The organism is Acidovorax sp. SRB_24, assembly GCF_012931925.1.
Genome location: NZ_MWOM01000007.1, coordinates 55,918 through 78,561 on the forward strand (window position 1 = coordinate 55,918; position 22,644 = coordinate 78,561).

At 70.1% G+C, this 22,644-nt stretch carries 17 protein-coding genes, 1 pseudogene and 1 riboswitch; of the genes and pseudogenes, 9 read left to right on the forward strand and 9 right to left on the reverse strand.

What is annotated here, in order from left to right; translation table 11 throughout:
* Window positions 1-179: 179 nt before the first annotated feature.
* Window positions 180-1,298, forward strand: coding sequence for a cytochrome D1 domain-containing protein (locus tag B2J89_RS03950; RefSeq protein ID WP_169167927.1), 1,119 nt, complete (start codon window positions 180-182; stop codon window positions 1,296-1,298).
* Window positions 1,299-1,548: 250 nt separating this feature from the next.
* Here the strand turns inward: B2J89_RS03950 and B2J89_RS03955 are convergent, their stop codons facing one another.
* Window positions 1,549-1,704: a hypothetical protein gene (locus B2J89_RS03955; protein ID WP_169167928.1), complete on the reverse strand. Its 156-nt coding sequence runs from the start codon at window positions 1,702-1,704 to the stop codon at window positions 1,549-1,551.
* Window positions 1,705-1,861: 157 nt separating this feature from the next.
* On the opposite strand from B2J89_RS03955, the gene B2J89_RS03960 reads away from it, so the two are divergent.
* Window positions 1,862-2,623: a slipin family protein gene (locus B2J89_RS03960; RefSeq protein WP_169167929.1), complete on the forward strand. Its 762-nt coding sequence runs from the start codon at window positions 1,862-1,864 to the stop codon at window positions 2,621-2,623.
* 37 nt (window positions 2,624-2,660) lie between these two features.
* On the opposite strand, the gene B2J89_RS03965 is transcribed toward B2J89_RS03960, so the two are convergent.
* The 3 genes from B2J89_RS03965 to B2J89_RS03975 form a co-directional block, all read right to left on the reverse strand.
* Complete coding sequence (locus B2J89_RS03965; RefSeq protein ID WP_169167930.1) at window positions 2,661-3,860, reverse strand: threonine ammonia-lyase; 1,200 nt, start codon at window positions 3,858-3,860, stop codon at window positions 2,661-2,663.
* Between the two features lie 143 nt (window positions 3,861-4,003).
* Window positions 4,004-5,668 (reverse strand): acyl-CoA dehydrogenase family protein, encoded by a 1,665-nt coding sequence (locus B2J89_RS03970; RefSeq protein WP_169167931.1) that lies wholly within the window; start codon window positions 5,666-5,668, stop codon window positions 4,004-4,006.
* A gap of 297 nt (window positions 5,669-5,965) precedes the next feature.
* Window positions 5,966-8,212 (reverse strand): DUF6600 domain-containing protein, encoded by a 2,247-nt coding sequence (locus tag B2J89_RS03975; protein ID WP_169167932.1) that lies wholly within the window; start codon window positions 8,210-8,212, stop codon window positions 5,966-5,968.
* A gap of 324 nt (window positions 8,213-8,536) precedes the next feature.
* On the opposite strand from B2J89_RS03975, the gene B2J89_RS03980 reads away from it, so the two are divergent.
* On the forward strand, window positions 8,537-9,211 hold the full coding sequence (locus B2J89_RS03980) for a CHRD domain-containing protein (protein ID WP_169167933.1): 675 nt from the start codon (window positions 8,537-8,539) through the stop codon (window positions 9,209-9,211).
* On the opposite strand, the gene recQ is transcribed toward B2J89_RS03980, so the two are convergent.
* Window positions 9,144-11,006 (reverse strand): DNA helicase RecQ, encoded by a 1,863-nt coding sequence (gene recQ / locus B2J89_RS03985; RefSeq protein WP_169167934.1) that lies wholly within the window; start codon window positions 11,004-11,006, stop codon window positions 9,144-9,146. The two genes, B2J89_RS03980 and recQ, sit on opposite strands and share 68 nt — an antisense overlap.
* A 168-nt stretch (window positions 11,007-11,174) precedes the next feature.
* Here recQ and alkB point away from each other — a divergent pair, with 168 nt between their 5' ends.
* Window positions 11,175-11,846, forward strand: a complete 672-nt coding sequence (gene alkB, locus B2J89_RS03990; protein WP_169167935.1) for a DNA oxidative demethylase AlkB — start codon at window positions 11,175-11,177, stop codon at window positions 11,844-11,846.
* 70 nt (window positions 11,847-11,916) lie between these two features.
* A complete protein-coding gene (locus B2J89_RS03995; RefSeq protein WP_169167936.1) occupies window positions 11,917-12,993 on the forward strand; it encodes a homocysteine S-methyltransferase family protein in 1,077 nt (358 codons plus the stop codon).
* A 118-nt stretch (window positions 12,994-13,111) separates the two neighbouring features.
* Here the strand turns inward: B2J89_RS03995 and B2J89_RS04000 are convergent, their stop codons facing one another.
* The 4 genes from B2J89_RS04000 to B2J89_RS04015 form a co-directional block, all read right to left on the reverse strand.
* Entirely contained in the window at window positions 13,112-14,419 is a 1,308-nt protein-coding gene (locus B2J89_RS04000; protein WP_169167937.1) for a Glu/Leu/Phe/Val dehydrogenase, read from the reverse strand.
* Between the two features lie 127 nt (window positions 14,420-14,546).
* Window positions 14,547-15,464, reverse strand: coding sequence for a DMT family transporter (locus B2J89_RS04005; protein WP_169167938.1), 918 nt, complete (start codon window positions 15,462-15,464; stop codon window positions 14,547-14,549).
* Window positions 15,465-15,836: 372 nt separating this feature from the next.
* Window positions 15,837-16,703: a PPK2 family polyphosphate kinase gene (locus B2J89_RS04010; RefSeq protein WP_169167939.1), complete on the reverse strand. Its 867-nt coding sequence runs from the start codon at window positions 16,701-16,703 to the stop codon at window positions 15,837-15,839.
* Between the two features lie 128 nt (window positions 16,704-16,831).
* Window positions 16,832-17,803 carry a LysR family transcriptional regulator gene (locus B2J89_RS04015; RefSeq protein WP_169167940.1) on the reverse strand — a complete coding sequence of 324 codons (972 nt, stop codon included), beginning with the start codon at window positions 17,801-17,803 and terminating at the stop codon, window positions 16,832-16,834.
* Window positions 17,804-17,903: 100 nt separating this feature from the next.
* Here B2J89_RS04015 and B2J89_RS04020 point away from each other — a divergent pair, with 100 nt between their 5' ends.
* The 4 genes and pseudogenes from B2J89_RS04020 to B2J89_RS04035 form a co-directional block, all read left to right on the forward strand.
* Window positions 17,904-18,323: a PACE efflux transporter gene (locus tag B2J89_RS04020; protein WP_169167977.1), complete on the forward strand. Its 420-nt coding sequence runs from the start codon at window positions 17,904-17,906 to the stop codon at window positions 18,321-18,323.
* 64 nt (window positions 18,324-18,387) lie between these two features.
* Window positions 18,388-18,483: riboswitch (S-adenosyl-L-homocysteine riboswitch) on the forward strand.
* A 27-nt stretch (window positions 18,484-18,510) separates the two neighbouring features.
* Window positions 18,511-21,246 carry a methionine synthase gene (gene metH / locus B2J89_RS04025; RefSeq protein WP_169167941.1) on the forward strand — a complete coding sequence of 912 codons (2,736 nt, stop codon included), beginning with the start codon at window positions 18,511-18,513 and terminating at the stop codon, window positions 21,244-21,246.
* 122 nt (window positions 21,247-21,368) lie between these two features.
* A complete protein-coding gene (locus B2J89_RS04030) occupies window positions 21,369-22,265 on the forward strand; it encodes a YihY/virulence factor BrkB family protein (RefSeq protein WP_169167942.1) in 897 nt (298 codons plus the stop codon).
* A gap of 142 nt (window positions 22,266-22,407) precedes the next feature.
* Window positions 22,408-22,644: pseudogene (locus tag B2J89_RS04035) on the forward strand (hypothetical protein); the annotation flags it as partial.

The window sequence follows — 22,644 nt, forward strand, 5'->3', positions numbered from 1 at the left end:
TGCCGGAAAGATGCGCATGGCCCGCCCCGGTCAACCCACCCATCGCTCCTCGCACAGGTCGATTGCGGCGGCCCGACAGGCCCGCACGCATGCCGGAACCAACGCGGCGCCGTGTCGGTCCAAAAGTACTGCCTGTCGAATCTCTTGGTCGTTTGTTCCGGCATTCAGGGGGTGTTCGCATGACGCTGTCTTCGCTGTTTCCCCACCGTGGTGGTACCTTGATCGCGGCATTGCCGACATGCCGCCGGTGGTTGATGCAACTCGTGCGCATGGTCACTGGCGCCGCGATGGCGTCGCTGGCCATCGCGGCTTTTGCGGGCGGTCCCAAGGCCTATGTCGGCAATTTCAAGGACAGCACGGTGAGCGTGATCGACACGGCGACGGGCGCAGTCGTCGCGACGGTGCCCGTCGCCGCGGGCCCGCACGGCATGGGCATCACGCCCGACGGCCGCCGGGTCTATGTCGGGGGCGAAAGCAGCACCGGCATCAGCGTGATCGACACGGCGAATGACCGCGTCGTCCAGACCATCGAAGTGGGCCACACGCCGCACGGCCTGGCCATGGCGCCGGATGGCAAGACCCTGCTCGCCGGGGTTTACGGCGACAACCGCGTCGCTTTCATCGACGTGGCGACGAACGCCGTCGTGGCGACGGTGCCGGTGGCGAATCCGCACACCATTGCGATTCGGCCGGACGGCAAGCTCGCCTATGTCGCCTCGCAGGCGCCCGGAAAATTCGCGCTGGTGGTGATCGACCTGGCGTCGCACGCCGTCCTGCGTTCGCTGGCGCTGGACAAGGCGCCGCGCGATCCCGAATTCGGGTACGACGGCAAGGCCTTGTATGTCACCGTGGCCGGGCTCAACGCGATCGAGGTGCTGGACCCGGAGACGGACAAGACCGTCGCCGAAGTGCCGACTGGCGTGTCGCCGCACGTGGCCAAACTCTACCGTGGCGCGGCGTTCGCCACCGCGGTCGTCCAAGGTCCGGGCGAATTGCAGTTGTTCGATCCCGCGACGAACAAGAGTGTGCGTTCGATTGCGGTGGGCAAGCAGCCGCATTGGCAGGCTTCCGTGGACGGCAAAACCGTGTATGTCACCAACGAAGGCTCGAACGACGTGAGCGCCGTGGACCTCGCCACCGGCCAGACGAAGGCAATCGCGGTCGGCACTGCACCGCGCAAAATCGTCGTGCAACCGTCCGCCACCGGGACCGCCGCCGCGCAGGCCGTGATTTCAGCCGCCAACCTTGCGTCGGCACCCGCGGCGATCGCTGTGGCGCGGGGCCCCTCCGTGGCCTAGGTGAACACGGCGCGCCCCATGGCGTTCCCTTCCAGGATGGTGCGCGCCCGGTGCCGACTTGGTGCTGCCTGTGGCAAGCGTCAGCCGCACCTTCGAGCAAAACGGGGCGCTAGGACTGCGTATGCTCGGTGCATCCGTCGATGGCCGGTCGGTAGTGCGGTAAGCCAGATCGCCGGGGCGCCAAGCGTGCATTGTGCGGAGTCGAAAAAAAGCCCCGCAAAGCGGGGCTCGGGCGAAGCGGCAGGACCCTTCAGGCCATGGTCACGGCGATCATGGCCAGCAGGAAGATCATGATGCCACCGACCAGCGGGATCACCACGGGGATCAGGGGCACAACCGCCTCAACGGCGTCGTGTGTCGGGGCATCGTGCGCTTGCGGGGCGTGGGGCTGGGACATTGTGCTCATCTCCAAAATTGCAGTGTTGGCGCGATTTTAGCCGTTGGAGGGGCAGCGCGCCGGGGGCTACAGCACGACCGCTGCCGTGCTGGCCCCGTGGGCAGGCCTATCGGCCTCGGCTGGCGCCAGCGATGGATCGGTATTCACCGCCGAAAGGATGGGCAATATGGCAACTGCTTTTCACTGGTCCTGGCTGCCAGGCCTGCTTCTGCTGATCGCCCTGGCGTTCGCCTCGATCCGGGTTTTTCGCGAGTACGAGCGCGGCGTCGTCTTCACCCTGGGGCGTTTCTGGAAGGTCCGGGGGCCGGGGCTCGTCCTCCTGGTTCCCGTGGTCCAGCAGGTGGTGCGGGTGGATCTGCGCACCGTGGTGCTGGAGGTGCCGCCCCAGGACGTGATCTCGCGCGACAACGTCTCGGTGAAGGTCAACGCCGTGGTTTATCTGCGCGTGGTCGATGCCGAGAAGGCGGTGATCCAGGTGGTCAACTACCTGGAGGCGACCAGCCAGCTGGCGCAGACCATGCTGCGCTCGGTGCTCGGCAAGCACCAGCTCGACGAGATGCTGGCCGAGCGCGAGTCGCTGAACCTGGACATCCAGCAGGCGCTCGATGCGCAAACCGACACCTGGGGCATCAAGGTGTCCAATGTCGAGATCAAGCAGGTCGATCTGACCGAATCGATGATCCGGGCGATCGCGCGCCAGGCCGAGGCCGAGCGCGAGCGGCGTGCCAAGGTCATCCATGCCGAGGGCGAACTGCAGGCGTCCGAAAAACTGTTCCAAGCCGCCAAAGTCCTGGCGCAGGAGCCGCAGGCCATCATGCTGCGTTACCTGGAGACGCTGACCGTGATCGGCGCGGACAAGAACACGACCGTCGTGTTTCCGTTGCCGATGGACCTGGTCGCTCCGCTGCTCAAGAAAATGGCGCCCTAGCGCGATCGGCGGGTATTGCCCGCAGGTCCTCGGAACTTCACACCAGAGCCGCCTCCATGCCGGCGCTGCGCAGTTGCTCCAGCACCTCGGCCACATGGGCGTGGCCGCGCGTCTGCAGCACCAGCTCGATCTCCACGTTCTGCGCCGACAGCAGCGTGAAGGCGCGCTGGTGGTGCACCTCCTCGATGTTGGCGCCGGCGTCGGCCACGGTGGCCGTGATGCGCGCGAGCGCCCCGGGGGTGTCGCGCGCGCTGACCTTGATGCGCGCGAGGCGCCCCGAGCGCACCATGCCGCGCTCGATGATCGCGGCCAGCAGCAGCGGGTCGATGTTGCCGCCGCACAGCACCAGACCGACCTTCTTGCCGGCAAAGCGCTCGGGGTAGCGCAGCAGCGCGGCCAGCCCGGCCGCGCCGGCGCCCTCGACCAGGGTCTTTTCGATCTCGAGCAGCATCAGCACGGCCTGCTCGATGTCGCCCTCGTCGACCAGCACCAGGTCGTCCACCAGGCGCTTGACCACCTCCTGCGTGATCACGCCGGGCGTGCCCACGGCAATGCCCTCGGCAATGGTCGACGTGCCCTGCGGGTGGTGCGTGCCCTTCACCGCGTTCACCATGGCCGGAAAGCGCGTGGTCTGCACCCCCACGATCTCGATGCCGGGCTGCAGCGCCTTGGCCGCCGTAGCCACGCCGGCGATCAGGCCGCCGCCGCCCACGGCGATGACCAGCGTGTCCAGGTCGGGCACGGCCTGCAGGATCTCCAGCGCCAGCGTGCCCTGGCCGGCGGCCACGGCTTCGTCATCGTAGGGGTGGACGAAGATCAGGCCCTGCGCCTGGGCCAGCGCATAGGCATGCGCGCGGGCCTCGTCGAGCGTGTCGCCGTGCAGCACCACCTCGGCGCCGAAGCCGCGCGTGCGTTCCACCTTCACGCCGGGCGTGAAGCGCGGCATGACGATGACGGCGCGCACACCCAGGCGCTGCGCGTGGTAGGCCACGCCCTGGGCGTGGTTGCCGGCGCTCATGGCGACCACGCCGTGCGCGCGCTCCTCGGCCGTGAGCAGCGTGAGCTTGTTGCAGGCGCCGCGCTCCTTGAACGAGGCGGTGAACTGCAGGTTCTCGAACTTCAGAAAAATCTGCGCGCCGACGATTTGCGACAGCGTCTGCGATTCGACGCAGGGCGTGTTCAGCACGTGGCCTTGCACGCGCGCGGCGGCGTCGCGGATGTCTTGGAGGGATAGCATGCGCGCCATTGTGGGGCCGCAGGTCCCTCTTTGGAAAGAGGGCGGCGCACCGGTTCCGCTTCTCTTTTGATAGCTTCAATCGATTGTCCCATAAGCCCCAGAGGCGATTTTCATCCATATCGGCGGCGTGGCATCCGCAGCGCCTAGGCCGGAAAGGCGCGCTCCAGCAGGGCGTCCACGGCGAGCGCGCGCGCGTCCAGCGCGCCCACCACGCGGCCCCAGTGCGGGTCGGCAAAGCGCGTGGCGATGAAGCCGTCGGCCACGCAGGCCGGCGCGTGGCGGCGCAGCAGGCAGGCCTGGGCCACCAGGGCCAGGCGCTGGGTGAGGGTGCGCGCGGCGGCCTCGGGCACCGGCGCGCCCTGGCCCAGCCACTGGGCCAGCGTGTCCAGCTCGGCCACCAGGCGCGGCTCGCCGGCCGCGTCCTGCGCCAGCTCGGCCAGCAGCGCGGCGGCGGCCTCGGGCTCGCGCGCGAGCGCCCGCAGCACATCGAGGCACATCACGTTGCCCGAGCCTTCCCAGATCGAGTTGACGGGCGCCTCGCGGAACAGCCGCGCCATCACGCCGTCCTCGACGTAGCCGTTGCCGCCAAACACCTCCATCGCCTCGCCCGTGAGCTCCACGGCGCGCTTGCAGACCCAGAACTTGGCCGCCGGCGTCACCACGCGCTTCCAGGCGCGCTGCGCCGGGTCGTCGGCGTGCTCGAAAGCGTGCGCCAGCCGCATCGCCAGCACCAGCGCGGCCTCGCTCTCCAGCGCCAGGTCGGCCAGCACGGAGCGCATCAGCGGCTGCTCGGCCAGGCGCTTGCCAAAGGCCTGGCGCTGGCGCGCATAGGCGATGGCCTGCACGGTTGCCTGGCGCAGCATCGCGGCGCTGCCGATCACGCAGTTGAGCCGCGTCATGGTCGCCATCTCGATGATGGTTGGAATGCCGCGCCCCTCTTCGCCCATCAGCAGGCCCCAGGCGCCGTCGAACTCGACCTCGCTGCTTGAATTGCTGCGGTTGCCCACCTTGTCCTTGAGGCGCTGCACGTGCACCGCGTTCTTGCTGCCGTCGGGGCGCCAGCGCGGCACGTAAAAGCACGCCGGGCCGCCGTGCGGCGTTTGCGCCACCACCAGGTGTGCATCGCACATCGGCGCCGAGAAGAACCACTTGTGGCCGCGCAGCAGGTATTCGCCGCCGCGCCCGCCGGCGCCCGGACCCGAACGCAAGGGTGTGGCCTGCGTGGTGTTGGCGCGCACGTCCGAGCCGCCCTGCTTTTCGGTCATGCCCATGCCCAGCCAGACCGAGGCCTTGTCGGCCACCGGAACGTCGCGCGCGTCGTAGGCGTCGCTGTAGAGCTTGCCCTGCAGCTGCGCCCACAGCGCCGGCTCTTTTTGCAGCACCGGAATGCTCGCCGTCGTCATGGTCGCGGGGCACAGCGTGCCCTGCTCGACCTGGCCGTGCAGGTAAAAGCCCGCCGCCCAGGCGCTCCAGCGGCCCGGCTGCGCATTGCTAAACGGCAGCGAGATCAGTCCCTGCGCGCGGTACAGCGCCATCAGCGTGTGCCAGCTCGGGTGGAATTCCACCTGGTCCACACGGCGCCCGCGGCTGTCGAAGGGGCGCATCTCGGGCCCATGGCGGTTGGCGTCGCGCGCGAGCTGGTAGGTTTCGGCGCGGCCCAGCTGCGCGCCATAGGCGCCGAGCTGCGGCAGCGCCCACTGCGCGCCCGCGCGCGCCAGCGCGTCGCGCAGGGCGGCATCGGTGGCCAGCAGGTCGTAGCCGCTGAGCTCGTCGAACTGGTTGAAAACCTCGTGCGTGGGGCCGGCCATGGGGGTCTCCGTTCTCGGGCTGGATGGGTGTCTCTGCCGCAGTCTAGGCAATACGGCCGCGCCGGGTGTTGGGATGGCGCAAGCCGCCGCGCCGGGGGGCCCCGGCCAGCGCCCGCGCCGGCTCTTTTGCAGGCGCTTCACGGCGTGCCTGGCAGGGTGCGTGAAGTTTAAGAAAATGGCTGTAACGCTTATGGGATAAGCGCTTCTAGCTCACTATTTGGAAGCATTTTGCGCTGCGCCCTGGTGGGCAGCCGCCTTGGGCCGCACCGGGCCGGTGCGCCTGCGCAAGCCCCGCCCTCAGTTGTTTGGCGCCGGCCGCGGGTCTTCGCGGTGCGGGCGCTGCGGCCCGCCCCCAGGCCGGCCCCGGTCGTCGGGCACCTGCGTGCCGCGCGGCTCTTGCGGGGGCCGCTGGCGCTGGGCTTCACTCTGGGCCTGGCGCATCTGCTGCTCCTGCTGCGCGCGCTGGGCCTGGCGCATTTGCTGCTCCGCACGCTGCGCCTGCATCTGCTGCTGCTGTTGCTGCATGTGCTGGGCCTGGGCCTGGCGCATTTGCTGTTCTTGCTGTGCGCGTTGCGCCTGCATCTGCGCAGCGCGGGCCGACTGTTCGTTCTGCGCCTGCTCGCGCCGGGCGGCCTGCGCGCGCTGCTGTTCCTGCTGCAGCTGTGCGGCCCGGGTGGCCTGCACACGCTGGGCGTTCTGTTCCCGGGCTGCCTGGTCGCTCTGCGCCTGTTCGCGCCGGGTGTTTTGCGCGCGCTGCTGCTCTTGCTGCACCTGTGCGGCCTGGGCGGCCTGCGCACGCTGGGCATTCTGTTCACGCGCCGCCTGCTCGTTCTGGGCTTGCGCGCGCCGGGCGGCCTGTGCGCGCTGTTGTTCCTGTTGCATCTGTGCGGCCCGCGTGTCCGGCGCGTTCGGTTCACGCAGTGCCGGGTTGGGCTGCGCCCGCTCGCGTTGTCTGGGTTCCTGCTGCACCAAGGGCGCGCGTGGCACGGCCGGGGGCTGCGCAGGGGCGGCGCCCGGTGACAAGAAGCCGCGCGCCGGGGCGGCCGCGCTGTGCGGCGGTTCGGGCTGCCGCGGCGGGCCTGGCAGGGCTTCGCGCAGCGGTGCGCCACCGCCGCGGCCGTGCTGGAAGGCCGAGGGGGAGACCACGCGCCGGTCAACCACGGCGGCCGGTGGCGCGGGGTGCGGCTGCGCCAGTCGCGAGGCGCCGAACACGCTGCGCGGGTCGCGTGTGGGGGCCGGCGGCGCCACGGTGCGGGTGCGCTGCAGGTCGGCCGCGGCCACCGGGCGCGCGTTGCCGCGCACATGCTGGCCCTGCGCGAACGCGGCGACGGTGACCGCCGTCACGGCGGCCGGCAGGTGCTGGTAGCGGTAGCCACTGGCGGCGTTCGCGGAGTTCGGGGGGTGGGGGCGCATCCCGCTGCGGTTCACGTTGCGCACGTAGGCCGGGCTGGCCCGGTAGCTCGGGCGCCAGGCTTCGCCGGGGGCCAGCGGAAACCAGGCCACCCCGGGCTGCACGGCGCCGCCCACCGCGATGCCGAAGTTCCCGGCGCCCGCATTGCCGCCGACAAAGCCCACCAGCGCGGGCGCATAGACCGGGCGCACGGCAGCGGCGCCCGGCACCCAGCACCAGCGCGCACCGCGCTGGGCCCAGCGGCCATAGTGGAACGGGGCAAAGCCCCAGGGCTCGTCGTCGATCCAGGTCCAGCCCCAGGGCGCGATCGAGGCCCAGTGGCCGACGCGGTAAGGCGCCCAGCCCGCCACCGCCACGCGCGGCACCCAGACGGTGCCATAGGCCGGGTCATCCTCCCAGTCGCCGTACGGGTCGAGCTGCTGGTAGCCGATGACCTCGCGCGAGACATAGCGCGCCGCCACCGACCGGTCTTCGTCCAGGTCGCGCGCCGCCGCCCAGCGGTCCAACGGGTCCAGCGCCGGCGCGGTCTGCCCGGCGACCTGGTCCAGGTCCGCGCCCGCGAACGTGATCTGCTGGCGCGCGCCCAGCTCCACCGATGCGCCGTCGCTGCCATAGACCACGGCGCTGCCCGCCTGCACCGTCACGCGCGTGGTGCCGGCGGCCGGGTCCACGTCGAGCCGGTAGTTGCCGGGCTGCGACGCCATGAACGCCAGGTTCGGCGTGTCGACCTCGAAGCGCTGGTCCGGTGGCAGGCTGCGCAGGCGCGCGATCAGGCTGCCCTGGGTCAGCGCGAGCTGCACGGTCTGGTCGTCGAGCGCGGACAAGGCCAGGCTGGTCTGCGCGTCCATGCGCAGCGCGGTCGAACCGATGTGCAGCTCGGAGCGCGCACCGGCGTCGCTCCAGAGCCGGTCCCCCTGCGTCAGCGGCCGGTTCAGCACCGCGCCGGCCCACTGTTCGTAGCCGGCCGGCGCAAAGCTCACGGGCCCGTCGAAATAGTTGAGCTGCGCCACGCGCCCGGGCGGGTCACCGGCGGCCTGTGCGAAGGCGGCGGTGCCGCACACGGCGGCCACCAGCACGAACAGCACCAGCGCCAGGCGCCGCCCGCGGGCTGAAATAAAGGCGTTGGCATGCACGTTGTGGCCCCCCGCAGCCTGTTGACACCAGGGGCGGCCGCAGTGATTCACCCCACTGTGTAGAACGCGCCAGCGCCGATAAAGACGACCGGCGGGGCGCCGGCCCGGCGAAAAATCCGTCACCGGATGCAACGCAACGTCTGTCGGATTAATTGCCACCGGCTGCGCGGGCCAAGCCAGCGGGCGTCCACCGAAGCCTGCGGAAGCCGCGCCCCGCAAGGGTTTGCGTGGCCGGCCCGCCTGCTGGCGCGCAATTTGCTTGACGGCATGCATGCGCTCTGCGGTCCGTGCGGGGCACGACACGCAGCTTCAAGGAGAGCCGCCATGACTTCCACCTTCTTCAGGGGCCTGGCCCTGGCCGCAGCGCTTGTCGGCGCTCCGGTGGTGCAGGCGAGCCCGGTGACCTTCAGCGCCGTCCTCAACGGAGCAAGCGAGTCCCCAGCGACGGCCTCCCCGGGCACCGGTTTTGCGACCGTCGATTTTGACCTGGCCGCCCACACGATGCGGGTCCGCGTCGATTTTTCGGGGCTGGTCGCGGGCACGACGGCGTCCCACATCCACTGCTGCACTGCGGTGCCCAACGCGGGCAACGCCCTGGTGGCCACCACCACGCCCACCTTTACCGGATTTCCCAGCGGGGTGACCGCCGGCACCTACGACCACACCTTCGACATGGGCCTGGCCTCGTCGTACAACGCGGCGTTCATCTCCGCCAACGGCGGCAGCACGGCCAGCGCCGAAGCGGCGCTGTACGCCGGCATGGTGGCGGGAGAGGCCTACCTCAATATCCACTCCAGCACCTTCCCTTCGGGCGAGATCCGCGGCTTCCTCCAGGTGCCTGAACCGGGCAGCCTGGCGCTGCTGGCGCTCGGTTTGGCGGGGCTGGCGCTCGGTCTGCGCAAGCGGCAGAAGATGGCGCTTTCCGGATCCGTCACTGCGCGCACACGCGCAGCACATCCGCCCCATAGGCTTCGAGCTTCTTCGCCCCCATTCCGCTGATGCCCTGCAGGTCGTCGAGCGTGCGCGGCGGCTGCTGCGCAATCGCCGCGAGCGTCGCGTCGTGGAAGATCACATAGGCCGGCAGGCCGTGCTCGCGCGCCACCTCGGCGCGCCAGGCCTTGAGGTTGATGAAGCGCACCTGCGCGTCCTGGTCCAGGTTGGCGGCGGCCGGGGACAGCGTGCCGGCGGGGCTGCGGCGCTTGCGCTCGCGCGGCGCGGCCGCGGTGGATTCGCGCAGCTGCACCGGCACCTCGCCGCGCAGCACGGCGCGCGAGCCGTCGGCCAGGCACAGGGTGTCGAAGCTGTGGCCGCTCTCGAGCATCACCTTGTGCAGGCCGACGGCGCCGGTGGCCAGCAGCTGGCGCAGCACGCTGCGCAGCTGCGCCTCGCTGAATTCGGCACCCAGGCCGAAGGTCGAGAGCCTGTCGTGGCCGAACTGCTCGACTTTTTCGGTCTTCTTGCCGCGCAGGATGTCCATGATGTGCCCGGTGCCAAAGCCGATGCCGCTGGCCGCGTGCACGCGGTAGATCGTGGACAGCAGCTTGCGCGCGGCGTCCGTCGCGTCCCACACGGCGGGCGGGCTGATGCAGTTGTCGCAGTTGCCGCACGGCGTGGACGGCTCGCCGAAGTAGGCCAGCAGGCGCACGCGCCGGCAGTCGGTGGCCTCGGCCAGACCCAGCAGCGCGTCGAGCTTGCCGCGCAGCGCTGCCTTGAACTCTTCGCCCGCCGGGCTCTCGTCGATCATGCGGCGCTGGTTGACCACGTCGTTGAGGCCATAGGCCATCCAGGCGTCGGCGGCCAGGCCGTCGCGGCCGGCGCGGCCGGTTTCCTGGTAGTAGCCCTCGATGTTCTTCGGCATGTCCACATGGCCGACAAAGCGCACGTCGGGCTTGTCGATGCCCATGCCGAAGGCGATGGTCGCGACCATCACGATGCCTTCCTCGCGCAGGAAGCGGTCCTGGTTCTGCTGGCGCACGTCTTGCGGCAGACCGGCGTGGTAGGGCAGGGCGTTGACGCCCGCCCCCACCAGCGTGGCGGCCAGCTCTTCGACGCGCTTCCTGGACTGGCAATAGACCACGCCGGCATCGCCCGCGTGCTCGCGCTCGATGAAGCGCAGCAGCTGCGCGGTGGCGTCCTTCTTTTCGACGATCGTGTAGCGGATGTTGGGCCGGTCGAAGCTGCTGATGAACAGGCGCGCGCTTTCGAGCTGCAGGCGCTCGACGATGTCGGCGCGCGTGAGCTCGTCGGCCGTGGCCGTGAGTGCGATGCGCGGCACGCCGGCATAGCGCTCGTGCAGCACCGACAGTGCGCGGTACTCGGGCCGGAAGTCGTGGCCCCACTGGCTCACGCAGTGCGCCTCGTCGATGGCGAACAGGCTCAGGCCGCCGTGCTGGTACAGACCGTCGAGCAGGCCCAGGAAGCGCGGCGTGTTCAGCCGCTCGGGCGCCACGTACAAGAGCGTGATGCCGCCCGTCTGCAGGCGCCGCTCCACGTCCTGCGCCTCGTCGAACGACAGCGTCGAGTTCAGGAACGCCGCACTCACGCCGGCCTCGTGCAGCGCGCCGACCTGGTCGTGCATCAGCGCGATCAGCGGCGAGACGACGATGGCCACGCCGTGCCCCTGCTGCTGGCGCACGATGGCCGGCACCTGGTAGCACAGGCTCTTGCCGCCGCCCGTGGGCATCAGCACGAGCGCGTCGCCGCCGGCGATCACATGCTGGGTGATGGCCTCTTGCGGGCCGCGGAATTGTTCGTAACCGAAGACGTCCTGCAGGACGGAGTGCGCGGGGGACAAATGGATGCTCTTTGTTTGATAGCTGCCAGCGCTTTATGGACAAGCGTTGAAGGCCGATTTGACCGATATTTCAGGCGGCGCCAGCGTGCGGTGAGGCCCGGGCGCGCAAAGGCGCATATTGTGCGCCGCCGGCGCCGGCGGGTGGTTTCTACAATGGCATGTCCTGCCATGACGCTGCCCCTGTTCGACACCCCCGACCCCGGCCCGCAGACGCTCTCGCCGGGCGCCATGCTGCTGCGCGGCTGGGCGCGCGCGCATGCCGCGCAGTGGGTGGCGCAGGTGGCGGCGGTCACGGCGCAGGCGCCGTTTCGCACCATGGTGCGGCCCGGCGGCGCACCGCTGTCGGTGGCCATGACCAACTGCGGCGCCTTCGGGTGGGTGTCGGACGCACGCCGCTACCACTACACCGCCACCGACCCCGTCTCGGGCCAGCCCTGGCCCGCGCTGCCCGCGTGGCTGCGCGCACAGGCGCAGGCGGCCGCCGCCGCGGCCGGCCACCCCGGCTTTGTGCCCGATGCCTGCCTCATCAACCGATACGTGCCCGGCGCCAAGCTCTCGCTGCACCGCGACGAGGACGAGGCCGACCTGTCGGCGCCCATCGTCTCGGTCTCGCTGGGCCTGTCCGCCACCTTCCTGTGGGGCGGCCTGCGCCGCAGCGACCCGGTGCAGCGCGTGCCGCTGCAGCATGGCGATGTGGTGGTGTGGGGCGGCCCCGCGCGCATGGCCTACCACGGCGTCAACCCGCTCAAGGACGGCCACCACGACCTGCTGGGCAGCGCGCGCTGGAACCTGACGTTCCGCATGGCGCGTGCGCGCTATGCGGCCCCGGACGGGCCATAAAGCCGTTGCGGCGACGGCGCGCAATGCCCGCGCGCGGCGCCGGGCGGGGCGCTCTTTCTACAATCGCTCCATGCAAGCCCTTCACTACACCCGCGCCGCACAGCTTCCCGCCATCCTGGCCCAACGCATCGCCATCCTCGACGGCGCCATGGGCACCATGATCCAGCGCTTCAAGCTGGGCGAGGCGCAGTACCGGGGCGAGGGCTACAGCGGACCCGGCAGCGCGGGCGAGCGCTTCAAGGACTTTCCGCGCGACGTCAAGGGCAACAACGAACTGCTCTCGCTCACGCGGCCCGACGTCATCCGCGACATCCACGAGGGCTATCTCGCCGCCGGCGCCGACCTGATCGAGACCAACACCTTCGGCGCCACCACGGTGGCGCAGGAGGACTACAAAATGGCCGACCTCGCGCGCGAGATGAACCTGGCCTCGGCCCGGCTGGCGCGTGCCGCGTGCGACAAATATTCGACGCCCGACAAGCCGCGCTTTGTCGCCGGCGCCCTGGGCCCGACGCCCAAGACCGCCAGCATCAGCCCCGACGTGAATGACCCCGGCGCGCGCAACATCACCTTCGAGCAGCTGCGCGCGGCCTACTTCGAGCAGACCGAGGCGCTGATCGAGGGCGGCGCCGACGTGATCCTGGTCGAGACGATTTTCGACACGCTCAACGCCAAGGCCGCGCTGTTCGCGGTCGAGGAAGTGTTCGAGAAGACTGGCGAGCGCCTGCCGCTGATCATCAGCGGCACCGTCACCGACGCATCGGGCCGCATCCTCTCGGGCCAGACCGTCACGGCGTTCTGGCACAGCGTGCGCCACGCGCGGCCGCTGGCCGTGGGCCTGAACTGCGCTTTAGGCGCGGCGCTGATGCGCCCCTACATCCAGGAACTGGCCAAGGCCGCGCCCGACACTTTCATCAGCTGCTACCCGAACGCCGGCCTGCCCAACCCGATGAGCGACACCGGCTTCGACGAGACGCCCGAGGTCACGAGCCGCCTGGTGCACGAATTCGCCGCCGAGGGGCTGGTCAACATCGTCGGCGGCTGCTGCGGCACCACGCCCGACCACATCGGCGCGATCGCGCGGGCCGTGGGCCCGGTCGCCACGCGGCCGCTGCAGCGCGCGGGTTTCTACGCCGCAGAGGCCTGATACTGCAGCGCCCGGGCGGGCGCTGTGACTATCAAAAAAGAGCTGCTAACGCTTGCTGGATAAGCGTTGGCAGCTCTTTTGGCTTGGAAATCTGCGCGGCCGGGCGGCCGCGCCCGCTTCAGGGGTACAGGCCGCGCATTTCGCGTGCGTGCAGCATGCGCGTGCAGGCGACGATGAAGGTCGCGGTGCGCAGGCTCACCTGGTGCTCTTGCGCCACCTGCCAGATGCCGGCAAAGGCCTCTTTCATGATGCGCACCAGGCGGGCGTTGATCTCGTCTTCGCTCCAGAAGAAGCTCGAGAAGTCCTGCACCCACTCGAAGTAGCTCACCGTCACGCCGCCGGCGTTGGCGATCACGTCGGGCAGCACCAGCACGCCCTTGTCGTGCAGGATGTCGTCGGCCTCGGGCGTGGTGGGGCCGTTGGCGCCCTCGATGACCATGCGCGCCTGGATCTGGCCGGCGTTGTCGGCGGTGATCTGGCTCTCGAGCGCGGCGGGGATCAGGATGTCGCAGGGCACGGCCCAGAAGGCGCTGTTGTCCAGGGCTTCGGCGCCGGCAAAGCCGGCCACGCCGCCGCTGTCAGCGACGTGGGCGGTGAGCGCCGCCACGTCCAGCCCCGCGTCGCGGTAGACGGTGCCGGTGTGGTCCTGCACGGCCACCAGGCGCGTGCCGGCCTCGCCAAACAGCTTGGCCGCCGTGCCGCCGACGTTGCCAAAGCCCTGCACGGCCAGGCGCGCGCCCTCGACCTTGAGGCCCGTGTGGTGCGCCGCTTCCATGCCGACGGTGAACACGCCGCGGCCCGTCGCCTCGCGCCGGCCGAGCGAGCCGCCCAGGTCGATGGGCTTGCCGGTGACGACGCCGGTGGCCGTCACGCCGGTGTTCATCGAATAGGTGTCCATCATCCACGCCATGATCTGCTCGTTGGTGTTGACGTCGGGCGCCGGGATGTCCTTGCTCGGGCCGATGATCAGGCCGATCTCGCTGGTGTAGCGGCGCGTCAGGCGCTCGAGCTCGCTGCGCGAGAGCTTTTTCGGGTCGACACGGATGCCGCCCTTGGCGCCGCCGTAGGGCACGTTGACGGCGGCGTTCTTCACCGACATCCAGGCCGACAGCGCCATCACCTCCGACAGCGTCACGTCCTGGTGGAAGCGCACGCCACCCTTGCCCGGGCCGCGCGAGAGGTTGTGCTGCACGCGGTAGCCCTCGAAGTGGGCGATGGTGCCGTTGTCGAGTTCGATCGGCACGTCGACGATCAGGATGCGCTTGGGGCGCTTGAGGGTCTCGACCCAGCGCGCGAGGTGGCCCAGGTAGGGCGTGACGCGGTCGACCTGCTTGAGGTAGTTGCCCCAGGGGCCGAGGTGGTCGGCCTGCAGGTACGAGGGCAGGGCGTGCGTGGGCACGCCGGGGGTGCTGGGGGTGGGTGACATGGCGGCAATCCTGACCGGAGGATGTGAAGGTCGCCTAGCTTAGAAGCACTGCCCTGCCGGTGTCCAACGCCGCGGTGTTTCGTGGTCATGCATTTCCCGCATAACCTGCCTCCGGCGCTGCCGCGCTTCAGGCGGCCGGGGCCGGCGCGCCGCGTTCGGTGGCCAGCAGCAGGGCGCCGCCCAGCACCAGCGCGCCGCCCGCCAGCTGCGCTGCGCCCAGGTGCTCCTGCAGGAAGACCCAGGCCAGCAGCACCGTGACCACGGGCTCGAGCATCGAGATCAGCGCGGTGCGCGACGCCCCCAGGCGCTCCAGCCCGGCGACGAACAGGCCAATGGCCAGCACCGTGGACACCAGCACGATGGCGGCCACGGCGCCCCAGCCCGGCAGCGTCTGCGCCAGCTGCGGCGGCAGGCCCCCCAGCGCGCGCACGCTGGCCACGCAGGCCAGCACGGCGGCCGCGCTGGTGAGGATCACCGCGGTCGACGCCAGCGGCGCCACGCCGCGCGTCGCCCGGCTGCCGCCGATGATGTAGCAGGCGTAGATGCAGGCCGCCCCCAGCGCCAGCGCCACGCCGCGCGGGTCGAGCGCCGGGCCGCCGCCCTGGCCCGGGCTCCAGCCCAGCGTCAGCACCGTGCCGGCGCTGCACACCGCCAACGCCACCAGGCGCCGCCGCGTGAGCGATTCGAGGCCCAGCAGCCACGACAGCAGCACCACGAACAGCGGGTACAGGTACAAGAGCAGCGCCACCATGCCGGCCGGAAGGAACAGGAGCGCGCCAAAAAAGCAGAACGACTGCGCCACATAGGCCGCGCCCATCAGCACCAGGGCGGGCAGGCGCGCGCGCGCCGGCAGGCCGGTGTGCCGCCAGCGCAGCAGCAGCCACAGCGCCAGCGCCGCCAGCGCAAAGCGCGGCAGCAGCACGCCCAGCATGTCCGCGCCTTCGTCGTAGGCAGCGCGCACGAAGATCGCCAGGGCGCCGAAGCCGGCGGCCGACAGCGCCACCAGGGCGGCGGCGCTGCCAGGGGTTCGCACGGAGGCGTTCATGGCGTCGCCCCCGGGGACTGCGCGCTGCAGGGTCTGCAAAAAGGGAAAGCCATGCCTTGCTCCGGAAAAGGGGCGAAGCGGCAAGCTTAGGCGAGGCCGGCGGCGCTGTGAAGGCGCGATGGCCGTTCCGAGGTTTTCAGGGCGCAGTGCCAGAGGCCCTGGGCCCACAAGAGCGACCACCGGCTCAAGGAAGTCCTGTTGACGGAGACCACCCTGGTGCGCCCGCTGGGGGTGACCTACCGGCGCGACGGTTATCTTTCGCCGGCCTCGCGCCGGCTCGTTCTTTGCTGCAGGCGCACGGCGAGAGCCTGATTGCCGAGGCGGTGGCGCGCGCCTGGTAGGCGCGGCAGGCCGGGCCTGGCAGCCTTCCCTTCACTCGACCGTGAAGTGCTCCAGCGCCGGGTCGCCCGGCGGGTAGCGCAGGTCGAGGTTGCGCAGCACCTCGCGCAGCACCGTGGCGATCATCAGGTTGCGGTGGGTCTTGGAGTTGGCCGGCACGATGGTCCAGGGCGCCCAGCGCGTGTGCGTGGCCGCCAGCAGCGTTTCATAGGCCGACTGGTACGCGGCCCACTGCTGGCGCACGGCGATGTCGCCCAGGTCGAATTTCCAGTGTTTGGTGGGGTCGTCCAGGCGCTCCTGCAGGCGGTCGCGCTGCTCGTCGGCGCTGATATGCAGCATGAATTTCACGACCACGGTGCCGGTGTCGCTGAGCAGGCGCTCGAAGGCGTTGATGTGCCCGAAGCGCTCGCGCTGCTGCGCGCGCGTGAGGGTGCCGTTGACCACGGGCACCAGCACATCCTCGTAGTGGCTGCGGTTGAACACCGTGACCTCGCCCGCGCCGGGCACCTGCTGGTGGATGCGCCACAGGAAGTCGTGCGCGCGCTCGGCTTCGGTGGGCGCCTTCCAGCCCACCACGTGCACGCCCAGCGCGCTCATGCGGCCGAACACGCTGCGGATGGTGCCGTCCTTGCCGGCGGTGTCGGTGCCCTGCAGCACCACCAGCAGCTTGTAGCGCCGGTCGGCGTAGAGGCGGTTCTGCAGCTCGTCGAGTTCGAGCGCCAGCGCCTCCACCGCGGCCTTGTCCTGGGCCTTGTTGCCCCGCGAGAACGGCTTGGCCGCGGGGTCGAAGTCGGCCAGCGACACGGCGGCGGCCTTGCTGCCTTTGCCGCTGGCGGCGGGCTGCCACGCGGACCAGGGGTGCGCCACATCGGCGTGCTGGCTGTCGAAAGGGGAGGCCATGCGGTTCTCCAGAAAAAGGGGGAAGCGCCCAGCTTAGGCGAGACCGGCATGCGCCCCGTGCCACCGCCCCGCGCACGAGGGCTTCAATGCTACTGAATCAATGGCTGTGCGCGCTGGCGGGGTAAGGGCTATAGCCTTTTTTTGCCCGATTTTTGTGCCGCGGTGCCCGGCGCCCCGGCGGCGGCGCTTTCGCCCATCAGCGCCACAAAGCGCCGCGCGCCCAGGCCCAGCGGGCGCTCCTTGGACCAGACCAGGTCCACCCACAGCTCCACGCCGTTGCTCAGGTTCTCGAACGGCATCTCGACCAGCGTGCCGGCCTCGATGCGCGGCTGCACCAGGGCACGCGGCTGCCAGCCCCAGCCCAGGCCGGCCTCGATCAGGCCGAGCGCGGCGATGTGGTTGTCGGTGCGCCAGCAGTGGCGCGCAAACACGAAGCGCGGGTCGCTGTGCGCCAGGTCGCGGCCGGCCACGACGATCTGGCGCGTGGTCGTCAGGTGCTCTTCGCGCAGGCGCGCGCTGGCGGCGGTCTCGCCGCGCGCCACCGCGGCAGCGCGCGCGGCCGCCAGCACCGGGTGCTGCGGCGCCATCACGGCGACCAGGGCCTCGGTGCCGACTTCCTGGAAGCCCTCGCGCCCGTCCATGCTGGGGCGCTCGAACACCAGCGCCAGCTGCGCGCGCCCGGTGTGCAGCAGGTCGAGCGCGTCGGCCTGCGGCGCGGCGAGCACCTCGACCTGCAGGAGCGGGTGGTCCTGCGCCAGCGCGGCCAGCGGCGCGCTCCAGGGTGCGGCCAGCAGCTCGGGGGCGATCGCCAGCGTCAGGCGCTCTTCCAGCCCCTGCGTCAGCGACAGCGCCTGCGCATTGAGCTGCTGCAGCTGCGCCGCCAGCAGCCGCGCCTGCGGCTCCAGGGCGCGCGCCGCGGCCGTCGGGCGCGGCTCGCGGCCGGCGCGCTCGAACAGCAGCACGTCCAGTTCGGCCTCCAGGTGCCCCACGGCCATGCTCACGGCCGAGGGCACGCGGCCCAGGGCGCGCGCGGCCGCCGAGAACGAGCCGCGGTCGAGCACGGCGAGAAAGACCTGGACGCTGTCGGAAGAAAATGCCATGCGCCAATTATCAGAAAAATTGAAACAAGCTGACTTTTAGTGTCAGGCAATCACACATAAAGTCGAGGCCATGTCTTCTGCCATCCCCCACCAGCGCGGCCTGCAGGGCCCCAAGCGCCGCATCGTCTACGTCACGCTCTACGAACTGATCGCCATCGCCGTGGCCACCGCCGGGCTGGCCCAGCTCACCGGCGCCGGTGCGGGCCACGCGGGCGTGGTGGCGGCTGCGTCCTCGGTCATTGCCGTGGTCTGGAACATCGTCTTCAACAGCGCCTTCGAGCGCTGGGAGGCGCGCCAGGCCGTGCGCGGGCGCAGCATCGCGCGCCGCGTCGCGCACGCGATCGGGTTCGAGGGCGGCTTGGTGTTCATGCTGGTGCCCTTGTTCGCCTGGTGGTTTGGCGTGGGCCTGTGGCAGGCCTTCGTGATGGACATCGGGCTGATGCTCTTCTTCCTCTGCTACACCTTTGCCTTCAACCTGGCGTTCGACCGGGTGTTTGGCCTGCCGGCCTCGGCGGCCTGAGCCGCGCCCGGCGCCGCAGCCCTGCGGCCGCACGGCAGCGGGCCATCCCTTAAAATGGTTGCTTTCCTCCGAGGAGCGTTGCAGCGGCAGCCCTGGCCCCGAGCCGGTAGCCGTCAGGCTCGGGTGCCGCAGCAGGCCCACCCAACGACGCTCACCTGTTTATTGCCGTTTTTTACAGGTGAGCTGTATGTCTGAAGTGTTTCCTCCTCCCCTCAAGCTGTCGGGCCTGGAGCCCGTCTCCATTGGCGCCGATTCGCTGTTCGTCAACGTGGGCGAGCGCACCAACGTCACCGGCTCGAAGGCCTTTGCGCGCCTGATCCTGAACGGCCAGTTCGAGGACGCCCTGGCCGTGGCGCGCCAGCAGGTCGAGAACGGCGCGCAGATCATCGACATCAACATGGACGAGGCCATGCTCGACAGCAAGGCCGCCATGGTGCGCTTCCTGAACCTGATCGCGTCCGAGCCCGACATCGCGCGCCTGCCGATCATGGTCGACAGCTCCAAGTGGGAGGTGATCGAGGCCGGCCTGCGCTGCATCCAGGGCAAGCCCATCGTCAACTCGATCAGCATGAAGGAGGGCGTGGACGCCTTCAAGCACCACGCGCGCCTGGTGCGCCGCTACGGCGCCGCCGCCGTGGTCATGGCCTTCGACGAAAAAGGCCAGGCCGACACCTTCGCGCGCAAGATCGAGATCTGCGAGCGCGCCTTCCGCATCCTGGTCGACGAGGTCGGCTTTCCGCCCGAGGACATCATCTTCGACCCGAACATCTTCGCGGTCGCCACCGGCATCGAGGAGCATGCCAACTACGCGGTCGAGTTCATCGAGGCCACGCGCTGGATCAAGGCCAACCTGCCGGGCGCCAAGGTGTCGGGCGGGGTTTCGAACGTGTCGTTCAGCTTCCGCGGCAACGACCCGGTGCGCGAGGCCATCCACACCGTGTTCCTGTACCACGCGATCCAGGCCGGCATGGACATGGGCATCGTCAACGCCGGCATGGTGGGCGTCTACGACGACCTCGAGCCCGAGCTGCGCGAGCGCGTCGAGGACGTGATCCTCAACCGCCGCCCCGATGCGGCCGAGCGGCTGCTCGAAGTGGCCGAGACCGCCAAGAGCGGCGCCAAGGACGAGGGCAAGAAGCTCGAATGGCGCGGCACGCCCGAGGCGCCGAAGACCGTCGAAGAGCGCCTGTCGCACGCGCTGGTGCACGGCTTCACCGACTTCATCGTCGAAGACACCGAAGAGGCCTACCAGCAGATCCTGGCGCAGGGGGGGCGCCCGCTGCACGTGATCGAGGGACCGCTGATGGCCGGCATGTCCATCGTTGGCGACCTGTTCGGCGCAGGCAAGATGTTCCTGCCGCAGGTCGTGAAGTCGGCGCGCGTGATGAAGCTCGCCGTCGCGCACCTGATCCCCTATATCGAGGAAGAAAAGCGCCAGGACGAGCTGGCCGGGCGCGACGTGCGCACGAAAGGCAAGATCGTCATCGCCACCGTCAAGGGCGACGTGCACGACATCGGCAAGAACATCGTTACCGTGGTCTTGCAGTGCAACAACTTCGAGGTCATCAACATGGGCGTGATGGTGCCCTGCCATGAAATCCTCGCGCGCGCCAAGGCCGAGGGCGCCGACATCGTAGGCCTGTCGGGCCTGATCACCCCCAGCCTCGAAGAGATGCAGTACGTGGCCGCCGAAATGCACAAGGACGACCATTTCCGCGTCAAGAAGATTCCGCTCCTGATCGGCGGCGCCACCTGCAGCCGCGTGCACACGGCCGTGAAGATCGCGCCGCACTACGGCGGCCCCGTGGTCTACGTGCCCGACGCCTCGCGCAGCGTGGGCGTGGCGCAGAGCCTGCTCGGCGACAACGTCGAGGCCTTCGTGCAAGAGGTCAACGCCGACTACGACAAGGTGCGTACCCAGCACGCCAACAAGAAGCAGACGCCGCTGTGGCCGCTGGCCAAGATCCGCGCCAACAAGACCCCGATCGACTGGAGCGGCTACCAGCCGCCGCGCCCGCGCGCGCTCGGCCGGCGTGTGTTCAAGAATTTCGACCTGAACGAACTCGTGTCCTTCATCGACTGGGGCCCGTTCTTTCAGACCTGGGACCTGGCCGGGCCGTACCCCGCGATCCTGACCGACAAGGTGGTGGGCCAGGAGGCCACGCGCGTGTTCGCCGACGGCCAGGCCATGCTGAAGAAAATCATCGACGGGCGCTGGCTCCAGGCCAGCGGCGTGCTGGGGCTGTACCCGGCCAACAGCGTGGGCGATGACATCGAGTTCTACACCGACGAGACGCGCTGCCAGGTCGCGATGACCTGGTACGGCCTGCGCCAGCAGACCGAGAAGCACACCGTGGACGGCGTGACGCGCCCGAGCCGCTGCCTGGCCGACTTCGTCGCGCCCAAGGACAGCGGCATCGCCGACTACGCCGGCATGTTCGCCGTCACGGCCGGCCTGGGGATCGAGAAGAAAGAGCAGGCCTTCATAGCCGCGCTCGACGACTACTCGGCCATCCTGTTCAAGAGCCTGGCCGACCGCCTGGCCGAGGCCTTTGCCGAGTGCCTGCACCAGCGCGTGCGCACCGACCTGTGGGGCTACGCCGGCGGCGAGCAGCTCAACAACGCCGACCTGATCGCCGAGAAGTACGCCGGCATCCGCCCCGCGCCCGGCTACCCCGCCTGCCCCGACCACAGCGCCAAGCACGACCTGTTCGCGCTCCTGCGCTGCGACGAGATCGGCATGTCGCTCACCGAGAGCCTGGCGATGTCGCCGGCCGCCAGCGTCAGCGGCTTTTACATCGGGCACCCTGAGAGCGTGTACTTCAGCGTCGGCAAGATCGGCGACGACCAGGTGCGCGACATGGCCGAGCGCCGCGGCATGCCGGAGGCCGAACTGCGCCGCCTGCTCGGGCCGAACTTGTAATTTCAGGTAAAAATAGCCTCTGGCGCTTATGGGGAAAGCGCTGAAAGCTATCACTTTGATAGTGATGAAAAGACGGCCCGGTCCGACACCGCAGCCCGCGCCCGGCGGCTACAGTGGTCCGCATGCCCGTGCTGCCCGATGACCCTGCGCGCTTTGTGAGTTCGGCGCCGCCGCGCCCCTGGTGGCCGGTGCGCGCTGTCGAGCTGTGGCTGGGCGCCGACGGCCTGCGCATGAGCGCGGCGATGTCGTTCTACGGCATGCTGAGCCTGGCGCCGCTGCTGGTGGTGGTAGTGGCCGCACTCGGCTGGTGGGTGGACCGCTCGCTGGTCGAGAACAACCTTCTCGCGCAGATCCGCGCGCTCAGCGGCGACCGCACCGCCGAGGTGGTGCAGCAGGCGCTGGCCAGCGCCAAGGCGCCGTCGCAGGGGCTGGCGGCCTCGGCCGTGGCCCTGCTGCTGCTGCTGTGGGGCGCCACCGGTGTGTTCGCCGAGCTGCAGGCGGCTTTTGCGCGGCTGTGGCAGGAAGAGAACCCCGCGCCATCGTCCCGGCCCGCGTGGTGGATCACGGCAACGATGCGCGTGCGCGGCCTGGCCTATGTGCTGGCGATGGGGTTCCTGCTGCTGGTGTCGCTGCTGGTGTCGGCCGCGCTGGCCGTGGCCTCGGCCTGGCTGGGCAAGCACCTGCCGTTCCATGTGCTGCTGGTGGCGCTCAGCGAGGGGGTGTCGTTTGTGTTCGCCGCCGCGCTGTTCTTCGGGCTCATGCGCATCAGCGTCGATCCCAAGCCGCGCCTGCGCTACCTGGCGCTGGGCGCGGTGATCGGCGCGGGCCTGTTCACCGTGGGGCGCCATGCCCTGTCGGCCTACCTCGCCAGTGCGGCCGTGGTGTCGGCCTACGGTGCGGCGGGCTCGCTGGTGGCGCTGCTGGTGTGGATCTATTTTTCGTCGGCCGTGCTGCTGCTGTCGGCCGGCTGCGCGCGCGCGCTGCAGGAGCGCAGCGAGGCAGTGGCGACCGCGGCCTGAACGGCGCGCGGCGGCAGCGCCGTGCGATAACCTGGGTTTACAAACAGACGTATCCCGGCAGCGGGTGCTGTGTACCGTGTCGCGGACCGCGCTCGCCGAGCGCCCCGGTGGCCCTGCCACCCCACCTGCACAGGAAATCCGCATGAACGCACCGCCTTCCACGCCACCCGCCCTCTCTGCCGCCACGCCGGCGGCGCTGCCCGCCGCCTCCGGCCCGCCGCTGCGCTGGCTCTGGGCGGCCATCGGCGTGCTGGGCGTGAGCGTGCTGGCGCTTGGCGCCACGCTCGTGGCGCAGCAGCGCGCGCCGGCCGCCGCGCCGACCGCGCTGGCCAGCGGCCCGGCGCCGCGCACGCCCGAGCATGAAATCATCGAAGAAAAA

Bases quoted from the DNA above. Each gene is read 5' to 3' on its own strand.
- alkB (WP_169167935.1), top strand. From the start codon at position 11,175: ATGACGCTGCCCCTGTTCGACACCCCCGACCCCGGCCCGCAGACGCTC.
- B2J89_RS03980 (WP_169167933.1), top strand. From the start codon at position 8,537: ATGACTTCCACCTTCTTCAGGGGCCTGGCCCTGGCCGCAGCGCTTGTC.
- B2J89_RS03950 (WP_169167927.1), top strand. From the start codon at position 180: ATGACGCTGTCTTCGCTGTTTCCCCACCGTGGTGGTACCTTGATCGCG.
- B2J89_RS04030 (WP_169167942.1), top strand. From the start codon at position 21,369: ATGCCCGTGCTGCCCGATGACCCTGCGCGCTTTGTGAGTTCGGCGCCG.
- B2J89_RS03995 (WP_169167936.1), top strand. From the start codon at position 11,917: ATGCAAGCCCTTCACTACACCCGCGCCGCACAGCTTCCCGCCATCCTG.
- B2J89_RS03955 (WP_169167928.1), bottom strand. From the start codon at position 1,704: ATGAGCACAATGTCCCAGCCCCACGCCCCGCAAGCGCACGATGCCCCG.
- B2J89_RS04005 (WP_169167938.1), bottom strand. From the start codon at position 15,464: ATGAACGCCTCCGTGCGAACCCCTGGCAGCGCCGCCGCCCTGGTGGCG.
- B2J89_RS03960 (WP_169167929.1), top strand. From the start codon at position 1,862: ATGGCAACTGCTTTTCACTGGTCCTGGCTGCCAGGCCTGCTTCTGCTG.
- B2J89_RS04000 (WP_169167937.1), bottom strand. From the start codon at position 14,419: ATGTCACCCACCCCCAGCACCCCCGGCGTGCCCACGCACGCCCTGCCC.
- metH (WP_169167941.1), top strand. From the start codon at position 18,511: ATGTCTGAAGTGTTTCCTCCTCCCCTCAAGCTGTCGGGCCTGGAGCCC.
- B2J89_RS03965 (WP_169167930.1), bottom strand. From the start codon at position 3,860: ATGCTATCCCTCCAAGACATCCGCGACGCCGCCGCGCGCGTGCAAGGC.
- B2J89_RS04010 (WP_169167939.1), bottom strand. From the start codon at position 16,703: ATGGCCTCCCCTTTCGACAGCCAGCACGCCGATGTGGCGCACCCCTGG.
- B2J89_RS04015 (WP_169167940.1), bottom strand. From the start codon at position 17,803: ATGGCATTTTCTTCCGACAGCGTCCAGGTCTTTCTCGCCGTGCTCGAC.
- B2J89_RS03970 (WP_169167931.1), bottom strand. From the start codon at position 5,668: ATGGCCGGCCCCACGCACGAGGTTTTCAACCAGTTCGACGAGCTCAGC.